A 14,926-nucleotide genomic window follows, 5' to 3' on the forward strand; every position below is an offset into this window, starting at 1 on the left:
TCGGCGTTGACGGCCGCAGCGCCGGTCGTCGCCTCGGCGCTCTCTACGGACTCGGTTGCCCCACCAGACGAGGCCTCGACCGCACCCTCGGCCGCGTCGGCTTCGACGGCCGCCTCGGCTGCCTGCTCGGCGTCTTGGTCCGCGCTCGCCGCGGCCTGCCCTTCGCCCTGACAGGTCGGACAGAACACCTGCCCCTCGTAGCGGAACAGCGGGTCGCCGCAGTTGTCGCAGTGCTTGTTCGTCATCGTCGCGCCCTTGAGGAGCAACTCGCTCATGCGCTGGGTCGAACGGCGCTTCTTCTCGTCTCGCTCGTACTTCTCCCGAAGTCGCTGCCGCTCTGCTTCCTTGTCGAAGTCGCTCATGTGCGTGTGGACGCGACGTGTGTCGAAAAACCCCACGGCGTCGTTCGGGTGGTTCCGTCACCGGCGGTTTCACCGGCTCTCACGGCCGACGACACCCCGCCGCTGTCGGTCGAAATTCGACGACTGACGAACAGATAATCGACAGACGGCGCTTCGGTGCCCGTTTCGAAACGTTTACTCGGAATCCACAGCCTGGTTAATGTGGTATGACGAAAGTTAGCGTGATTGGTGCGGCCGGGACGGTCGGCGCCGCGGCTGGGTACAACCTCGCGCTTCGCGATGTCTGTGACGAACTCGTGTTCGTCGACATCCCGAAGATGGAAGACAAGACGGTCGGACAGGCGGCGGACACGAACCACGGCATCGCGTACGACTCCAACACGGTCGTGACGCAGGGCGGCTACGAGGACACCGCCGGCTCCGACGTGGTCGTCATCACGGCGGGCATCCCGCGGCAGCCGGGACAGACCCGCATCGACCTCGCGGGCGACAACGCCCCCATCATGGACGACATCGGCTCCTCGCTCGCGGAGCACAACGACGACTTCGTCTCCATCACCACGTCGAACCCCGTCGACCTGCTCAACCGCCACCTCTACGAGACGGGCGACCGTGACCGCCACAAAGTCATCGGCTTCGGCGGCCGCCTCGACTCCGCCCGCTTCCGCTACGTCCTGAGCCAGCGCTTCGACGTGCCGGTCAAGAACGTTGACGCGACCATCCTCGGCGAGCACGGCGACGCGCAGGTGCCCGTCTTCTCGAAGGTCCGCGTCGACGGCAACGATCCCGAGTTCTCCGGCGACGAGAAAGAAGAGATTCTCGGCGATCTCCAAGAGTCCGCCATGGACGTCATCGAGCGCAAGGGCGCGACCCAGTGGGGCCCGGCGACCGGCGTCGCCCACATGGTCGAGGCCGTCCTGCACGACACCGGCGAAGTGCTCCCCGGTTCGCTCGTTCTCGACGGCGAGTTCGGCTACGAGGACACCGCTTTCGGCGTCCCCGTCAAACTCGGCTCGAACGGCATCGAGGAGGTCGTCGAGTGGGACCTCGACGACTACGAGGCCGACCTCATGGACGACGCGGCCGAGAAGCTCCGCGACCAGTACAACAAAATCGCGTAAGCCGCTTCGGCTCGTAACACACCGACTTTTTGCGGTCGCCGCGGCTTCCCCGCCGACACGCGTGTCTCCGCGGCGTCAACCGTTATCTCGTCGCCGGTCGATAGTTCTCGTATGTCTACAGTTGGGGACGGTCGGACGGAACCGAACGCGCGCGCCGAGTCGTTTGAGCCCCGTCGCGTCTCCATCTTTCTCCTCGTCGCCTTCGGCCTCGCGGGCGCGACCGCGCTGGCCGTGTCTCTCACCGGCGGCTTGACGAATTCGCCGCCGGTCGCCCTCGGACTCCCGCTGTGGCTCGTGCTCGTCAGCACGTTCTACATGTTCTCGCCGTCGGTCGCGAACGTCGTCACCCGACTCGTCACCGGGGAGGGATGGGCCGACCTGCAGATTCGCCCTGCGGTTCGGTTGAACGTCGGAACCTACCTCCTCGCGTGGCTCGTCCCCGGTCTGTTCATCGCCGTCGGTGCGGCGCTGTTCTTCGCGCTCTTTCCGGCGTACTTCGACCCCGACGCGACGGCGCTCCGCGGAGTTCTCCCGGCGGGCACGTCGTTCGAACTCGTCTTGGTCGCACAGGTCGTACAGGCGCTCGTCCTCGGTGCGACGGTGAACACCGCCTTCGCCTTCGGCGAGGAGTTCGGCTGGCGGGGGTACCTCCTGCAGAAGCTCCTCCCGCTCGGTCCCCGCCGGGCGATCCTCCTTCTGGGCGTCGTCTGGGGCGCGTGGCACTGGCCACTCATCGCGCTCGGCTACAACTACGGATTCGACTACCCCGGCGCGCCGTGGACCGGCTTTCTGGCGATGGTCTGGATGACGACGATGGTCGGGGTGTTCCTCGCGTGGGTCGCGCTCCGCGCCGACTCGGTGTGGCCCGCGGCGCTCGGTCACGGCATGTTCAACGCCTTCGGGAGCCTCGGGGTCGTCTTCGCGACGACCGGTGCGCCATCGTTACTCGGTCCGACCGCCGTCGGCGTCGTCACTGTCGTTCCGTGGGTCTTCGTCGCCGCGGCGCTCGTGTTTCGTTCGCCAGTGTTCGAGGCGTAGCCCCTCGTTTCAGAGCCGCCGCTTCAGCTCCGCGGCCGTCTTCTCGCCGACGCCGGGCACGTCGGTCAGGTCCTCCACGGACGCCTCGCGAACCCCCTCGACGCTCCCGAACCGCGTGAGGAGCGCCCGGCGGGTCTTCGGACCCACGCCGGGCACGTCGTCGAGGACGGTCTTCACCTCGTCGCGGAGCGTCTGGTGGTACTGGACGGCGAAGCGGTGGGCCTCGTCGCGGACGCGCTGGAGGACGTGCAGGTACGGCGCGTCGTCCGGCCAGTCGAACGTCCGGTCGGGCGTGACGACCAGTTCGCGGTCCTTGGCGATGCCGACGGCGGGCACGTCCCAGCCGGTCTCGTCGAGGGCGTCGAGCGCGGCGTTCAACTGCCCCTTGCCGCCGTCGATGAGGAGTAAATCGGGGTCCGGGCGGTCGTCGCGGCCCTCCAGCGCGCGGGTCGCCCGCCAGCGGACGAGTTCGCGCATGTTCGCGTAGTCGTCGTTGCGCTCGGGGAGTCGCCGCCGGCGGTAGTCCGACGTTTCGGCGCTCCCGTCGACGAAGCACACGTCGCTGCCGACCACGGCCTTGCCCTGTGCGTGGCTCACGTCGAAGCCCTCAATACGGGAGACGCGGCGCACGTCGAGGTCGAGTTCGCGGGCGAGCGTGGCGAGTCCGTCGTCGCGGCCGGCGCGCCGGCGGGCGTTCTTCAGGGCGAGTTCGACCAGTTTCGCCTCGCGGCCCGCGCCGGGGACGCGGACGCCCACACCCTCCGATTCGAGCCACGCGACCACGTCCTCGTCGTCGGGATGCTCCGAGAGGACGACCGCGTCGGGGAGTTCGCGCTCGGCGTAGAACTGCGCGAGGAACGCCGAGAGGACGGCGGCCGTGCGGTCTTCGCCCTCCGGGGCGTCGAGGTGGTGGCGGGTCCGGTCGACCAGTTGGCCGCGCTCGGCGTGGAGCCGGGCGACGGTCGCCGAGTCGCCGCGGAGCGAGACGCCGAGCACGTCGATGGCGCGCTCGTCGGACTGCGACGAGACGGCGTCCTCACCCGCGCCGTGAAACGACTCGACGACCTCCAGTCGGTCGCGGAGGTTGGCGGCGCGTTCGAACTCCGCGTCCTGTGAGGCGGCTTCCATCTCCCGGCGGAGCGGGTCGGCGAGGACGCCCGTCTCGCCCTCGAAAAAGCGAACTGCCGATTCAACGTCCTCGCGGTAGTCTCGTTCCGATATCTCGCCGGTACAGGGGGCCGTACAGAGGCCCATCTCGTAGTCGAGACACGGCCGCGAGCGGTTCGAATACTTGTGGTCCGAACAGCCGCGGAGGCCGTAGGTCTCGCGGATGGCCTTCACAACCGTCTCGACGCGGCCCTTGTCGGTGTACGGCCCGAAGACGGTCGCGGAGTCCTCGGGGTCGCGGGTGACTTCGATGCGCGGGACCGCGTGGGCCGTCAGTTGGACGAGCGGGTAGGACTTGTCGTCTTTCAGGCGGACGTTGTAGCGCGGTTGGTGGCGCTTGATGAGGTTGGCTTCGAGGAGGAGCGCCTGCGTCTCGGTGTCGGTAACGGCGAAGTCGATGTGCTCCGCGCGGTCGACCATCCGGGAGATGCGCTCCGAGCGAGGGTCTGCGTACGACCGGACGCGGGCGCGGATATCGACCGCCTTCCCGACGTACAGCACCGCGTCGCCGGCGACGAACTGGTACACGCCGGGGTCCGACGGAAGCGCGCTGGCTCGTTCGCTGACCGCGGCAGGGTCCATCTGAGGTGGCTTACCGCGCGAAGGGCTTGAGGCTGACGCGTCGAGCGGGGCGGCCGACTCGGCCATCCCATCCGCCATGGAGTTATCTAAATTGATAATCTGCTCGAAAGATACTCCTGTGATGCTCTAAAACGTGGCCTCTAATGTCACTTGGTATACTCTCACGCGTCCGTTCGTGGTTCGGTGAGGAGACTCCGTTACCAGACGGCGGAATCGTCGCCGGTTCCGCCACCGACGCGCCGGACCTGAACGTCGACGACGACGTACTGCTCGACGGCGTCGGCCTCCCGGCGTTCGTCCTCGACGAGCAGGGTCGCATCGCGGCGTGGAACGCCGGCGTCGAGTCGTTGACCGGCACGTCCGCGGACGCCGCCCTCGGCCGCCGCGACCTCGGTGATGCCTTCTACGGCGACTCCGCGGCTAGCGTGCTCGCGGGGCAGGTCCTCGACAACCCCCGCGACGCGGCGACACTCGACGGCGTGGAACTCGACGACTCCGACCGCCTGCTCTACGCCGCGGAGGAGACGTTTGCGGACGTGAACGGCGACGACTGCCACGTCCGGCACACGGCGATGCCGCTCTACGAGGGTGACGACCTCGTCGGCGTCCTCCAGACCGTCCGCAACCGGACGACTGAAGTCGAGCGCCACCGCGAGGTCGCCGCGCTCGTCTCCGAGGTCGAGTCGACGCTGACCCAGTTGAGTCGGGGCAATCTGGGCGCGCGGGCGACGATCGACGAAAGCGGGGCCGTCGACGACCAACTCTACCTCGTCGTCGACGCGGTCAACGAGACGGCGCGGAATCTCTCGACGCTGGCGTCGAACGTCGAAGACGAGACGGAGACGGCGACCGCGGCGGTCACGCGGGCCGCCTCGGCGGCCGACGCCATCGTCGATAACGTCGAGGAACAGCGCGACCTCCTCGACGAGGGCGCGACCCAGATGCAGCAGTTCAGCGCGACGATGGAGGAGGTCGCCGCGACCGCCGACGAGGTCGACGCGGCGGCCACGGAGGCGCGGCAGGCGACCGCCGAGGGCCGCGAGGCCAACAGCGAGGCGCGAGAGGTCGTACGAGAGCGTCGTCACGATGGGCGACGAACTCGTCGACCGCGTGACCGAACTCGGCGGCCGCATGGACGACATTGAGGCGGTCGTGGAGGTTATCTCCGAGGTGGCCGAACAGACGAACCTGCTCGCGCTCAACGCGAACATCGAGGCCGCCCGCGCGGGCGAGGCCGGCGAGGGCTTCGCCGTCGTCGCAGAGGAGGTCAAGTCGCTCGCCGACGAGACGCGCCAGCACACCGAGGACATCACCGCGCAGATAGAGGACATCCAGTCGCAGACCGGCGAGGCGGTCCACGCGGCGACGGAGTCGAACGACCGCATCGAGCACGCCGACGACCGTATCTCCGAGATGCTGGCGGCGTTCGAGGAAATCGCCACCTCCATCGACACCGCCGCAGACGGCGTCGCGGAGGTCTCCCGCGCGACCGACGAGCAGGCCGAGGCGGTCGAGGAACTGACCGCGACCATCGAGGACGTGCGCGACCGGACCGTCGAGACCGAGGGCGCGGTCGACAGCATCGTCAGCGCGACCGACGAGAGCACGCAGGCGCTGTCGGCGCTCGCCATGGAAGTCGAGGAACTGACGGGCAATCGCTCCTGAGCCGGGTTCCGAACGGTCGGCGTCGATGCCGGCACGCGTAAGGGAACCCCGTCCGAACCACGGGCCATGAGCGACGACACGACGCGACTCTGGTTGGTCGAGCGGTCCTACGACGACCGAGACCTCATCATCCTCATCTACGCGACGCCCGACGGCGAGTACGAACTCCGGAAGGAGCTCGCCGCGGCCGTGATGCACCAGCGTCGGATGACCGTCACCGCCGCCATCGACGCGCCGACCGAGAACCTCGAACCCGTGGACGACGACGACCTGCGCGAGCGGTACGCGGCGGAAGCGACGAAGATGGCCGACTCCCACGACCCCGACGAAGAGGTCTGAAGCGGCCCCGTCGGCCGTCGACACCGATCGTCGATACCGACCGAATCGAACGACTACGACGATGTGACTCCTCCGTCTGACTCCCCGCTTTGCGCGGGAATGTTATCGCCCGTGATTTTTGCACCTAAAACCCTTTAACCCAGTGCGACGCAGGCCCGCCCATGGCCGCCATCGAACTGAACGGAGTGACGAAACGGTTTGAGGACGACGAGGGACTGTTCGATTCTCTCCTCCCGTCGTCCGATGCCGACGCCGTCACCGCCGTCGACAACCTCTCGTTCTCCGTCGCGGAGGGAGAGGTGTTCGGGTTCCTCGGTCCCAACGGTGCCGGAAAATCGACGACAATCAACATGCTCCTCGACTTCGTGCGCCCGACGAGCGGGTCCGTCCGCGTGCTCGGACACGACGCACAGGCCGAGAGCGTGGCCGTCCGGCGTCGGACCGGCGTGCTCCCCGAGGGGTACGACGTGTACGACCGACTCACCGGGCGCGAACACGTCGAGTTCGCCATCGAGTCGAAGGAAGCCGACGACGACCCCGACGAACTGCTCTCCCGCGTCGGCCTCGACCCCGACGAGGCGGACCGCCGCGCCGGCGGCTACTCCAAGGGGATGTCCCAGCGCCTCGCGCTCGCGATGGCGCTCACCGGGAGTCCAGACCTCCTCGTCCTCGACGAGCCCTCCTCCGGTCTCGACCCCGCCGGCGCGCGCGAGATGCGCGATATCGTCCGCACCGAGGCCGACCGCGGCGCGACGGTGTTCTTCTCCAGCCACGTGCTCGGACAGGTCGAAGCGGTCTGCGACCGCGTCGGAATCATGCGCGACGGCCGACTCATCGCCGAGGACAGTATCCGAGGACTCCGTAGCCGAATCGAGACCGACTCGGTTCTCCGAATCGACGTCGACGGCGACGCCGACCTCGACGCTGTCCGCGCCCTCGACGGCGTCTCGTCGGTCGAGACCGACGGCGACCGCCTCGTCGTGGGCTGTACCGACGACGCCAAATCGCGCGTCATCGAGGCCGTCGAGGCCGGCGGCGCGACCGTCGCCGACTTCGAGACCGACTCCGCGTCGCTGGAGGATATCTTCCTCGCGTACACCGAGGGCGACGACTCGGCCGACGAACCGGAGGTGACAGCATGACGCTCGAATCGGTCGCGCGCAAGGACTTCCGCGACGCCCTCCGGTCGCGGTGGCTCCTCGGCCTGACGCTGTTTTTCGCCCTCCTCATCGGCGGGTCGGCGGCGCTGTTCTACGGCGTCTTGCTCTCCGGTGCGGGCGCGAACTCCGAGACGCTGTTCGGCCTCACCACCGCACCGGGCGGGCTGTTCAACTTCTCCTACGCGGGCATGCTCGGGTTCGTCCTCGCGCTCATCGCGCTCGTGACGGCCCACGGCTCGCTCATCGACGAGCGCGAGTCGGGGACCATCAAGCTCCTGCTGTCGCTGCCGAACTCCCGGCGCGACGTGGTGTTCGGAAAGCTCGTCGGCCGCACGCTCGTCGTCATCATCTCGATGCTCGTCGGCTTCATCGTCGCCCTCTTCGCGATGCTGTTCACCGGCGGGCAGGTCATGTTCGTCTCCTACGCGGGGCAGGTGGCCCTCTCGGGACTCCTCGCCACGGCGTTCGTCTCCATCGGCGTCTGGCTCTCGGCGACGTCGGCCTCCCAGCGACAGGCGATGTTCGGCACCGTCGGGCTGTACTTCATTTTCGCCGTCCTCTGGTCGACGGTCGCTACGGGCGTCCCGCGGCTCGTCAACTGGGTCATCGAACAGCTCGGTCTCACCGCGCTGACCGCGCCGCAAATCGTCCAGATGCGTCTTTTCATTAAGTACCTGAACCCGCTTCGGGCCTACGAGACGCTGGTCGCGGAACTGTACGGCCCCGCCGTCGCCGCCCGCCTGTTCAAGGCCGGCCTCGCCGAGCGGTTCGCCATCGAGTCGACGTTCGCGGAGTCGCTTCCGTTCTACTTCACCGGGCCGTTCATCCTCGCCATCCTCCTCGCGTGGATCGTCGTCCCGCCGCTGCTCGGCTACCGGGCGTTCGAGAAGACGGACCTCTGAGGCGGAACTACTGACTCCTGAGGTGGGCGCGCCCGCCTCGGCGACGCCGACCTCCGACTGTTCTATTCCGGCGGATACGCCACGCCGCGCTCCGCGAGCAGTTCCTCGAACTCGGTTTCCGTGAGCGTCGGCACGTCGTTCGCCTCCGCGTCGTCGCGCTTCGACTGGCCGGGGTTCTCGCCGACGACGAGGTAGTCGGTGTTGCCCGAAACGGAGCCCGTGACGCTGCCACCGTGCGATTCGACGAGGTCCTTCACGTCGCCCCGGCTCGCGGCGAGCGTCCCGGTCACGACGAACGTCAGGCCGTCGAGTTCGTCGCCGCCGGATTCGACGGGTTCGGGGTCGACACCGCGGTCGAGGAGCGCGCGAATCACCGCGCGGTTGTCCTCGTTCTCGAAGAAGTCGCGGACGCGACGCGCCACCGTCTCGCCCACGTCGGGCACCGTCGTCAGGCGTTCTTCGAACGCGTCGAACTCGCCGTCCTCTGCGTCGGCCTCGATGGGAAACGCCTCGATTGACCCGAACTCGCGGGCGAGACCGCGGGCGGTCGCCTCGCCTACCTCGGGGATGCTCAGGCCGACGAGGAACGAGTCGAGAGCGGGATTCGTCGAGTTCTCGACGGCGGCCACGAGGTTCTCGGCGCTCGTCTCGCCCCACCCTTCTAACTCGGCGAGGTCATCGGCCGTCAGGTCGTAGAGGTCGGCGACCGTCTCGACGAGGCCGGCGTCGACGAGTTGGGAGACGCGCTCTTCGCCGAGGCCGTCGATGTCCATCGCGCCCTTGACCGCGAAGTGGCCGATAGAGGCCTCGCGCTGGGCCGGACACGACAGCCCGCCCGAACAGAACGCCAGCGGGCCGTCGCGGTCCACGGCGCTCCCACAGACCGGGCACTCGTCGGGGAACTCGTAGCTCCCGCCGCCGTCTTCGGTGACTTCGACCACCTGCGGAATCACGTCGCCGGCGCGCTTGACGCGGACGCGGTCGCCGACCGCGACGCCGAGGGCGGCTATCTCGTCGGGGTTGTGGAGGGTCGCCCGCGAGACGGTGACGCCGCCCACGTCTACCGGGTCGAGGATGGCGACCGGCGTGAGCCGACCCGTCCGTCCGACCTGCACGACGATGTCGCGGACGGTCGTCACCTCGTGGCGCGCGGGGAACTTGTAGGCGAACGCCCAGCGGACCGAGCGGCTCTTTTCGCCCAAGCGCTCGCGGGCGTCCCGCGAGTCCACCTTGATGACCGTCCCGTCGATTTCGTAGTCGAGGTCGTCGCGGGCGGCCTGCATCCGGTTCCGGTAGTCGATGGCTCCCGCCACGTCCTCGACGCGTTCGATTCTGTCGGCGACGCGGAGGCCCCACTCGCGTAGGCGGTTGAGGGCGGCCCACTGGCTGTCGGGCCGCGCGCTCGCGTCGAGGATGTCGTAGAAGAACACCGCGAGCGGGCGGTCGGCGACGACCGAGGGGTCGAGGTTACGGAGCGTCCCGGCGGCCGCGTTCCGGGGGTTGGCGAAGGCGTCCTCGCCGGCCTCGACGCGCCGGGCGTTGAGGTCGCTGAAGTCGGATTTCGGCATGTAAATCTCGCCGCGGACGGCGAGTCGGTCGGGGTGATCGCCGCGGAGCGACAGCGGCACGGTCGGAATCGTCTTCACCTGTGCGCTCACGTCGTCGCCGCGTCGGCCGTCGCCGCGGGTGGCCGCGCGCACGAACTCACCGTCCTCGTAGACGACTTCGACCGAGAGGCCGTCGAACTTGGGTTCGCAGACGTAGTCGACTTCGCCGACTTCGCGGCGGACGCGCTCGTCGAACTCCCGGAGGTCGTCGGCCTCGGTGCTCTGGTCGATAGAGAGCATGGGCGCGACGTGTTCGACCGTCTCCAGCGCGTCGATTGGCTCGCCGCCGACGCGGTTCGTCGGGCTGTTGGTCGTGTCGAGGTCGAACGCGCCTTCGAGCGCCACGAGGCGGGAGAACAGCGCGTCGTAGGCCGCGTCGGAGACGAGTGGGTCGGCCTCGACGTAGTAGCGGTGGTCGTGCTCGCGGACGGCCTCGCGGAGGAGCGCGGCCTGCTCCTCGGCCGCCTCGCGCGCGAGCGACTCGGCGGGTTCGAACTCGGTCGGCGGGTCGCGGAGGTACGGGTTCGACTCGGCGTCGACGTCGGCGTCGCTCATTGGTTCGGGTGTCGACCGGACGGCGGGTAAACGCTCCGGGGTGACGGCGTGTGGGCCGGTGCGACCAGCGGCGACGGTCCTCGCCGACCCGCGTCATGCGAACAGGTAGGCGACCCCGAGCGCGGACATGAAGACGCCGACGAACCGCGTGAGCGTCACGTTCCACTCGGCGGGTTCGACCTCGTCTTTGGATGTCTTGCTCCCGATGGCGTCGACCTGTTCGCCGAGCTTCGACACCCGGTAGGGGAACGCCGCCGCCGGGAGGCCGACGGCGAGAAAGACGGCGGCGACGAGGAGGAAGTCTCCGGCCATGGAACCGGTCCACGGCCTCGGCGAATAAGCGTGTTGGCGACGACGGCGGGTGAAAACGGGGTGAGACTACGCGCCGCCGCCGCGATTTCCACCGGCGCTTACCGGCGGTTCACGACCATCTCGACCGACCCTTCGGGCCGGAGCGTAATCGAGGGGTCGAACGACAGGTCGTGAGTCGGGTCGACCGTCCATGACTGGGCAATCGTCGCCAGCGCGAGGCGCGCTTCGAGCATGGCGAAGCGGTCACCAATACACCGGCGCGGGCCGCCGCCGAACGGGAAGTACGCGTACTTCGGAAGGTCGCGTTCGAACGCCTTTGTCCACCGACTCGGCCGGAATTCGAGGGGGTCGTCGTAGAACCGCGGGTCGCGGTGGAGGACCCACTGCTGGACCGCGACGGTCTGTCCGGGTTCGACGCGGTAGCCGCCGACCGTGTCGGGTTCGGCGGCCTCGCGGATGAGTTCCCACACCGGCGGGTAGACGCGCATCCCCTCCTTGACGACCTGCTCGGTGTAGGTCAGGTCGTCGAGGTCGCCGAAGCTGGGGCGATCGCTGTCGAGGACGGCGTCGAGTTCCTCGCGGAGCGTCGCCGCCTGTTCGGGGTTCGTCCCGAGGAGGTGGAGCGTGTAGGTGAGCGCCAGCGCGGTGGTCTCGTGGCCGGCGAGGAGGATGGTGACGAGTTCGTCGCGTATCTGCTCGTCCGGCAGGGGTTCGCCGTCGTCGTCGCGGAACGTCAACAGGAGCGAGACGACGTCGTTGGCCTCGGGGTCGGGGTCGTCGTCGCGGTGTTCCGTCACGATGCGGCCGACGACCTCGGTGAGGTCGTCCAGCGCCTGCTGATACCGGCGGTTACGCGGGGTGGGGACCCACCGCGGAACGTCCACCGGTCGCTTCATCGAGGTTGACGAGTAGTCCATGACGGTTTCGAGGGCGTCGCCGACGGCGGACTCCTCCTCGCGGATGTCCACGTCGAACAGCGTCTTCGCGGCGATTTCGACGGTGAGGCTCATCATGTCCTCGTGGATGTCGCGCGTCTCGCCGTCCTCCCACGACGACAGCATTCGCTCCGTATAGTCGACCATCACCTCGCTGTAGCGCTGCAGCATCTGCGGGAGGAACGCCGGCTGCATCAGGTGGCGTTGCTGCCGCCAAAACTCGCCTTCGCTCGTGAGCAGGCCGTCGCCGAGGACCGTCCCGAGCGATTCCTGAAACAGCTCGCCTTTGATATACCGCTGGTTCTCCTGCACGAGGACGTGTTCGACGAGTTCGGGGTCGCTCAGCTGGTAAAACGAGATGCCGCCGATGTCGTACTCGGCGACCGGACCGTACTCGCGAGCGACTTCGGTGACGAACGCGAGCGGGTCGTCCGCGTACCGGAGAGTGTGGTGGACCACGGGTTTCGACGGGGGACTCGGCGGTCGTTCTCGACCGGGTTGCGTCGCTTCTGACATAGCTGAAACTACGGGCGGAACCGGGATGGCGCTACTGCCGATGCCGGCCGGCCCTTTATATAGTGGCCCACCAAGCCGGCGACGCGACGGCGGGGGTCACCCGAGGCGGTTCATCACGCGCGATTCGACCTTTCGAAGGTGTTCCGAGGCGGTGCTCTGCGAGCAGTCGAGTTCGGCGGCGAGTTCCTCGACCGACACCCGCCGCGGGATGTCGTAGTAGCCGCGCTCGACGGCGGTGTCGAGCACTTCGCGCTGGCGGGCGGTGAGGTCCGCGCGGACGCCGCCGCGAACCGGTTCGTAGTCCGAGAGGCCGTCCACGCAGAACGCGTCGGTGAGCGAGTCGGGGAGCGACGTGACCGCGCCCGTGAGCTGCGCGTGGCTCCCGAGGACGTTGACGACGACGCCCTCGCGGGTGAGCCGAATCGGCGTGTCGAGAAGCAGGTCGTGTTCGTCCACGAGTTCGAGCAGCCGTCGCACGTCGTCGTCGGGGACGAGATGAACGTGGCAGACGACGCCGCCGTCGGCCGTCTCGCCCACGTCGAAATCGACGATATCGGGGTGGTCGGCCAGCCGCGCCTCGATGTCCGGCGGTGCGTCCTCGAGGACGCAGAGTTCGACCACGGTTCCGTCGGGACGGAGCCGCAGGTCGCGAAGCTCCCCGCACGGGTGGCGGCCGTCGACCGCGAACACGTCGTACGGGCTCCCGAACGGGTTCTCGTCGGCGTCGAAGTGAGCCCGGAGACACTTCATGGGTTACTCCGACTCTCGCGCCGCCGAGGTATGCAAGTTCCCCTCCGGCACGGACCATCTCGTCGTGTCTCGTCTCCTCCGACCCCTCCGAACCGGCCGCCGCTTTTCACCCCAAACCACGGGCAACGCTTGCCGTAACTGACGGTTATTCCTCTGTCGAAGATTATGCACCTCATACATGAACCGAGGCTTCCGCACGCTCGGCCTCCACGCCGGACAGGACCCGGACCCGGCGACAGGGGCCCGCGCCCCGCCACTCTACCAGACCACGTCGTACGTCTTCGACGACGCGGACCACGCCGCGGACCTGTACGCCCTCGAAGCCGACGGCGACGTCTACTCCCGCATCTCCAACCCGACGACCCGCATCCTCGAACGCCGCCTCGCCGCCCTCGAATCGGGCGTCGACGCGGTCGCCACCGCCTCCGGGATGGGCGCGCTCGACGCGCTCACGACCGTCCTCGCGTCGGTCGGCGACAACGTCGTCCTCTCGGAGGATATGTACGGCGGCACGGCCTCGTACTTCTCGAAGACCGCCGTCAGACGCGGCATCGAATCCCGGACCGTCGAGACGCTCGACGTGGACGCCTACGAGGAAGCCATCGACGACGACACCGCCTTCGTCCACGTCGAGACGGTGGCGAACCCCTCGCTGAAGACGCCCGACTTCGAGGCCATCGCGGAGGTCGCCCACGAGCACCGCGTCCCGCTCGTCGTGGACAACACGTTCGCCACGCCCGCGCTCTGCCGACCCATCGAACACGGCGCGGACATCGTCTGGGAGTCGACGACGAAGTGGCTCCACGGCTCCGGCACGACCGTCGGTGGCGTCGTCGTCGACGGCGGCACCTTCCCGTGGGACGCGGCCGACTACGACGAACTCTCCGGCGAAAATCCCGCCTTCGGCGTCGACTTCGTCGAGCGGTTCGGCGAGCGCGCCTTCGCCGAGGCCGTCCGCCAGCGCGCCGTCAGGAGCACCGGCAGTTGCCAGTCGCCGTTCGACGCGTGGCAGACGCTTCAGGGCGTCGAGACGCTCGCGCTCCGGATGCGCGCCCACTGCGAGAACGCCCGGCAAGTCGCCGAGTTCCTCCGCGACCGCGACGGCGTTGCGTGGGTCACCTACCCCGGCTTCGAGGACCACGAAACCCACGACCTTGCGACCGAGTACCTACAGGGCGGCTACGCCGGCATGGTCACGTTCGGCCTCGACGGCGCGGACGACGAGGCGGCCTACGGGGCCGCCAAGACCGTCTGCGAGTCGGTCGACCTCGTGAGCTTCCTCGCCAACATCGGCGACGCGAAGACGCTTCTCATCCACCCCGCATCGACCACGCACGCTCAGCTCTCGATGGACGAACAGCGCGCCGCGGGCGTCGCGCCCGACATGCTCCGGCTGTCTGTCGGCATCGAGGACGCCGACGACATCATCGCCGACCTCGACCAGGCAATCGAACACGCTCTGCGTCAGCAGGCGGCCGAGGACGCGGAGGAGCGATGAGCCGAACGCGAACCACGCCCGGTCGCCGGGTCGAATCCGACGTCGTCGACATCGGCGAACACGAGTTCGAGTCGGGAGAGATACTGCCCAACCTGAAGGTCGCCTACGAGGCCTACGGCGAGTTCGACGGGCAGAACGCGGTCCTCGTCTGTCACGGTCTCACCGGGAGCCAGCACGTCGCCGGTCACGGTACCGAGTCGGGCGTCTCCGGGCAGGCCCGCGCGTGGTGGGGCGACATCGTCGGCCCGGGTAAGGCGCTCGACACCAACGACTACTACGTCATCTGCGTGAACGTCCCGGGGTCGTGTTACGGCACGAGCGGCCCGGCCAGCGAGGGCCCCGACGGCGAGCCGTGGGGCACGGACTTCCCGCCGGTCACGGTCCACGACTGGACCCGCGCGCAGCGCCGCCTGCTCG

Annotated in this window: 12 protein-coding genes and 2 pseudogenes; 8 read left to right on the top strand and 6 right to left on the bottom strand. The window is 68.5% G+C overall.

Annotated elements, in window-relative coordinates:
• Positions 1-362 (bottom strand): Sjogren's syndrome/scleroderma autoantigen 1 family protein (locus NKF06_RS15840; RefSeq protein WP_305882048.1); only part of this gene is annotated, 362 nt, incomplete at its 3' end.
• A gap of 206 nt (positions 363-568) precedes the next feature.
• Here NKF06_RS15840 and mdh point away from each other — a divergent pair.
• Positions 569-1,483, top strand: coding sequence for a malate dehydrogenase (mdh, locus tag NKF06_RS15845; protein WP_058827445.1), 915 nt, complete (start codon positions 569-571; stop codon positions 1,481-1,483).
• A 111-nt stretch (positions 1,484-1,594) separates the two neighbouring features.
• Complete coding sequence (locus NKF06_RS15850; protein WP_253245951.1) at positions 1,595-2,521, top strand: CPBP family intramembrane glutamic endopeptidase; 927 nt, start codon at positions 1,595-1,597, stop codon at positions 2,519-2,521.
• A 9-nt stretch (positions 2,522-2,530) separates the two neighbouring features.
• Here NKF06_RS15850 and NKF06_RS15855 read toward each other — a convergent pair whose 3' ends face one another.
• On the bottom strand, positions 2,531-4,270 hold the full coding sequence (locus NKF06_RS15855) for an excinuclease ABC subunit C (RefSeq protein WP_253245952.1): 1,740 nt from the start codon (positions 4,268-4,270) through the stop codon (positions 2,531-2,533).
• A gap of 143 nt (positions 4,271-4,413) precedes the next feature.
• Here NKF06_RS15855 and NKF06_RS15860 point away from each other — a divergent pair.
• The 4 genes and pseudogenes from NKF06_RS15860 (at position 4,414) to NKF06_RS15875 (ending at position 8,336) form a co-directional block, all read left to right on the top strand.
• Positions 4,414-5,935 (top strand): annotated as a pseudogene (locus NKF06_RS15860) (methyl-accepting chemotaxis protein).
• Positions 5,936-6,001: 66 nt separating this feature from the next.
• A complete protein-coding gene (locus NKF06_RS15865; protein WP_058827441.1) occupies positions 6,002-6,274 on the top strand; it encodes a hypothetical protein in 273 nt (90 codons plus the stop codon).
• Between the two features lie 161 nt (positions 6,275-6,435).
• Positions 6,436-7,416: an ABC transporter ATP-binding protein gene (locus NKF06_RS15870; protein WP_253245953.1), complete on the top strand. Its 981-nt coding sequence runs from the start codon at positions 6,436-6,438 to the stop codon at positions 7,414-7,416.
• Complete coding sequence (locus NKF06_RS15875) at positions 7,413-8,336, top strand: ABC transporter permease (protein WP_253245954.1); 924 nt, start codon at positions 7,413-7,415, stop codon at positions 8,334-8,336. The genes NKF06_RS15870 and NKF06_RS15875 overlap by 4 nt, the downstream gene beginning before the upstream one ends.
• 62 nt (positions 8,337-8,398) lie before the next feature.
• Here the strand turns inward: NKF06_RS15875 and ligA are convergent, their stop codons facing one another.
• From ligA to NKF06_RS15895, 4 genes are all read right to left on the bottom strand, one after another.
• Positions 8,399-10,498 (bottom strand): NAD-dependent DNA ligase LigA, encoded by a 2,100-nt coding sequence (gene ligA, locus NKF06_RS15880; RefSeq protein WP_253245955.1) that lies wholly within the window; start codon positions 10,496-10,498, stop codon positions 8,399-8,401.
• A gap of 93 nt (positions 10,499-10,591) precedes the next feature.
• Complete coding sequence (locus NKF06_RS15885; RefSeq protein WP_058827437.1) at positions 10,592-10,810, bottom strand: hypothetical protein; 219 nt, start codon at positions 10,808-10,810, stop codon at positions 10,592-10,594.
• 98 nt (positions 10,811-10,908) lie between these two features.
• Positions 10,909-12,261, bottom strand: coding sequence for a cytochrome P450 (locus tag NKF06_RS15890; protein ID WP_256477572.1), 1,353 nt, complete (start codon positions 12,259-12,261; stop codon positions 10,909-10,911).
• A gap of 96 nt (positions 12,262-12,357) precedes the next feature.
• On the bottom strand, positions 12,358-13,011 hold the full coding sequence (locus NKF06_RS15895) for a helix-turn-helix domain-containing protein (RefSeq protein ID WP_058827435.1): 654 nt from the start codon (positions 13,009-13,011) through the stop codon (positions 12,358-12,360).
• Between the two features lie 178 nt (positions 13,012-13,189).
• Between NKF06_RS15895 and NKF06_RS15900 the strand changes: the two genes are divergently transcribed.
• Both NKF06_RS15900 and NKF06_RS15905 read left to right on the top strand, forming a co-directional pair.
• Positions 13,190-14,509: an aminotransferase class I/II-fold pyridoxal phosphate-dependent enzyme gene (locus NKF06_RS15900; RefSeq protein WP_058827434.1), complete on the top strand. Its 1,320-nt coding sequence runs from the start codon at positions 13,190-13,192 to the stop codon at positions 14,507-14,509.
• Positions 14,506-14,926: pseudogene (locus NKF06_RS15905) on the top strand (alpha/beta fold hydrolase); the annotation flags it as partial. The gene NKF06_RS15900 and the pseudogene NKF06_RS15905, both read left to right, overlap by 4 nt.

Source organism: Haloferax sp. AB510, assembly GCF_024136985.1.
Lineage (GTDB): Archaea > Halobacteriota > Halobacteria > Halobacteriales > Haloferacaceae > Haloferax.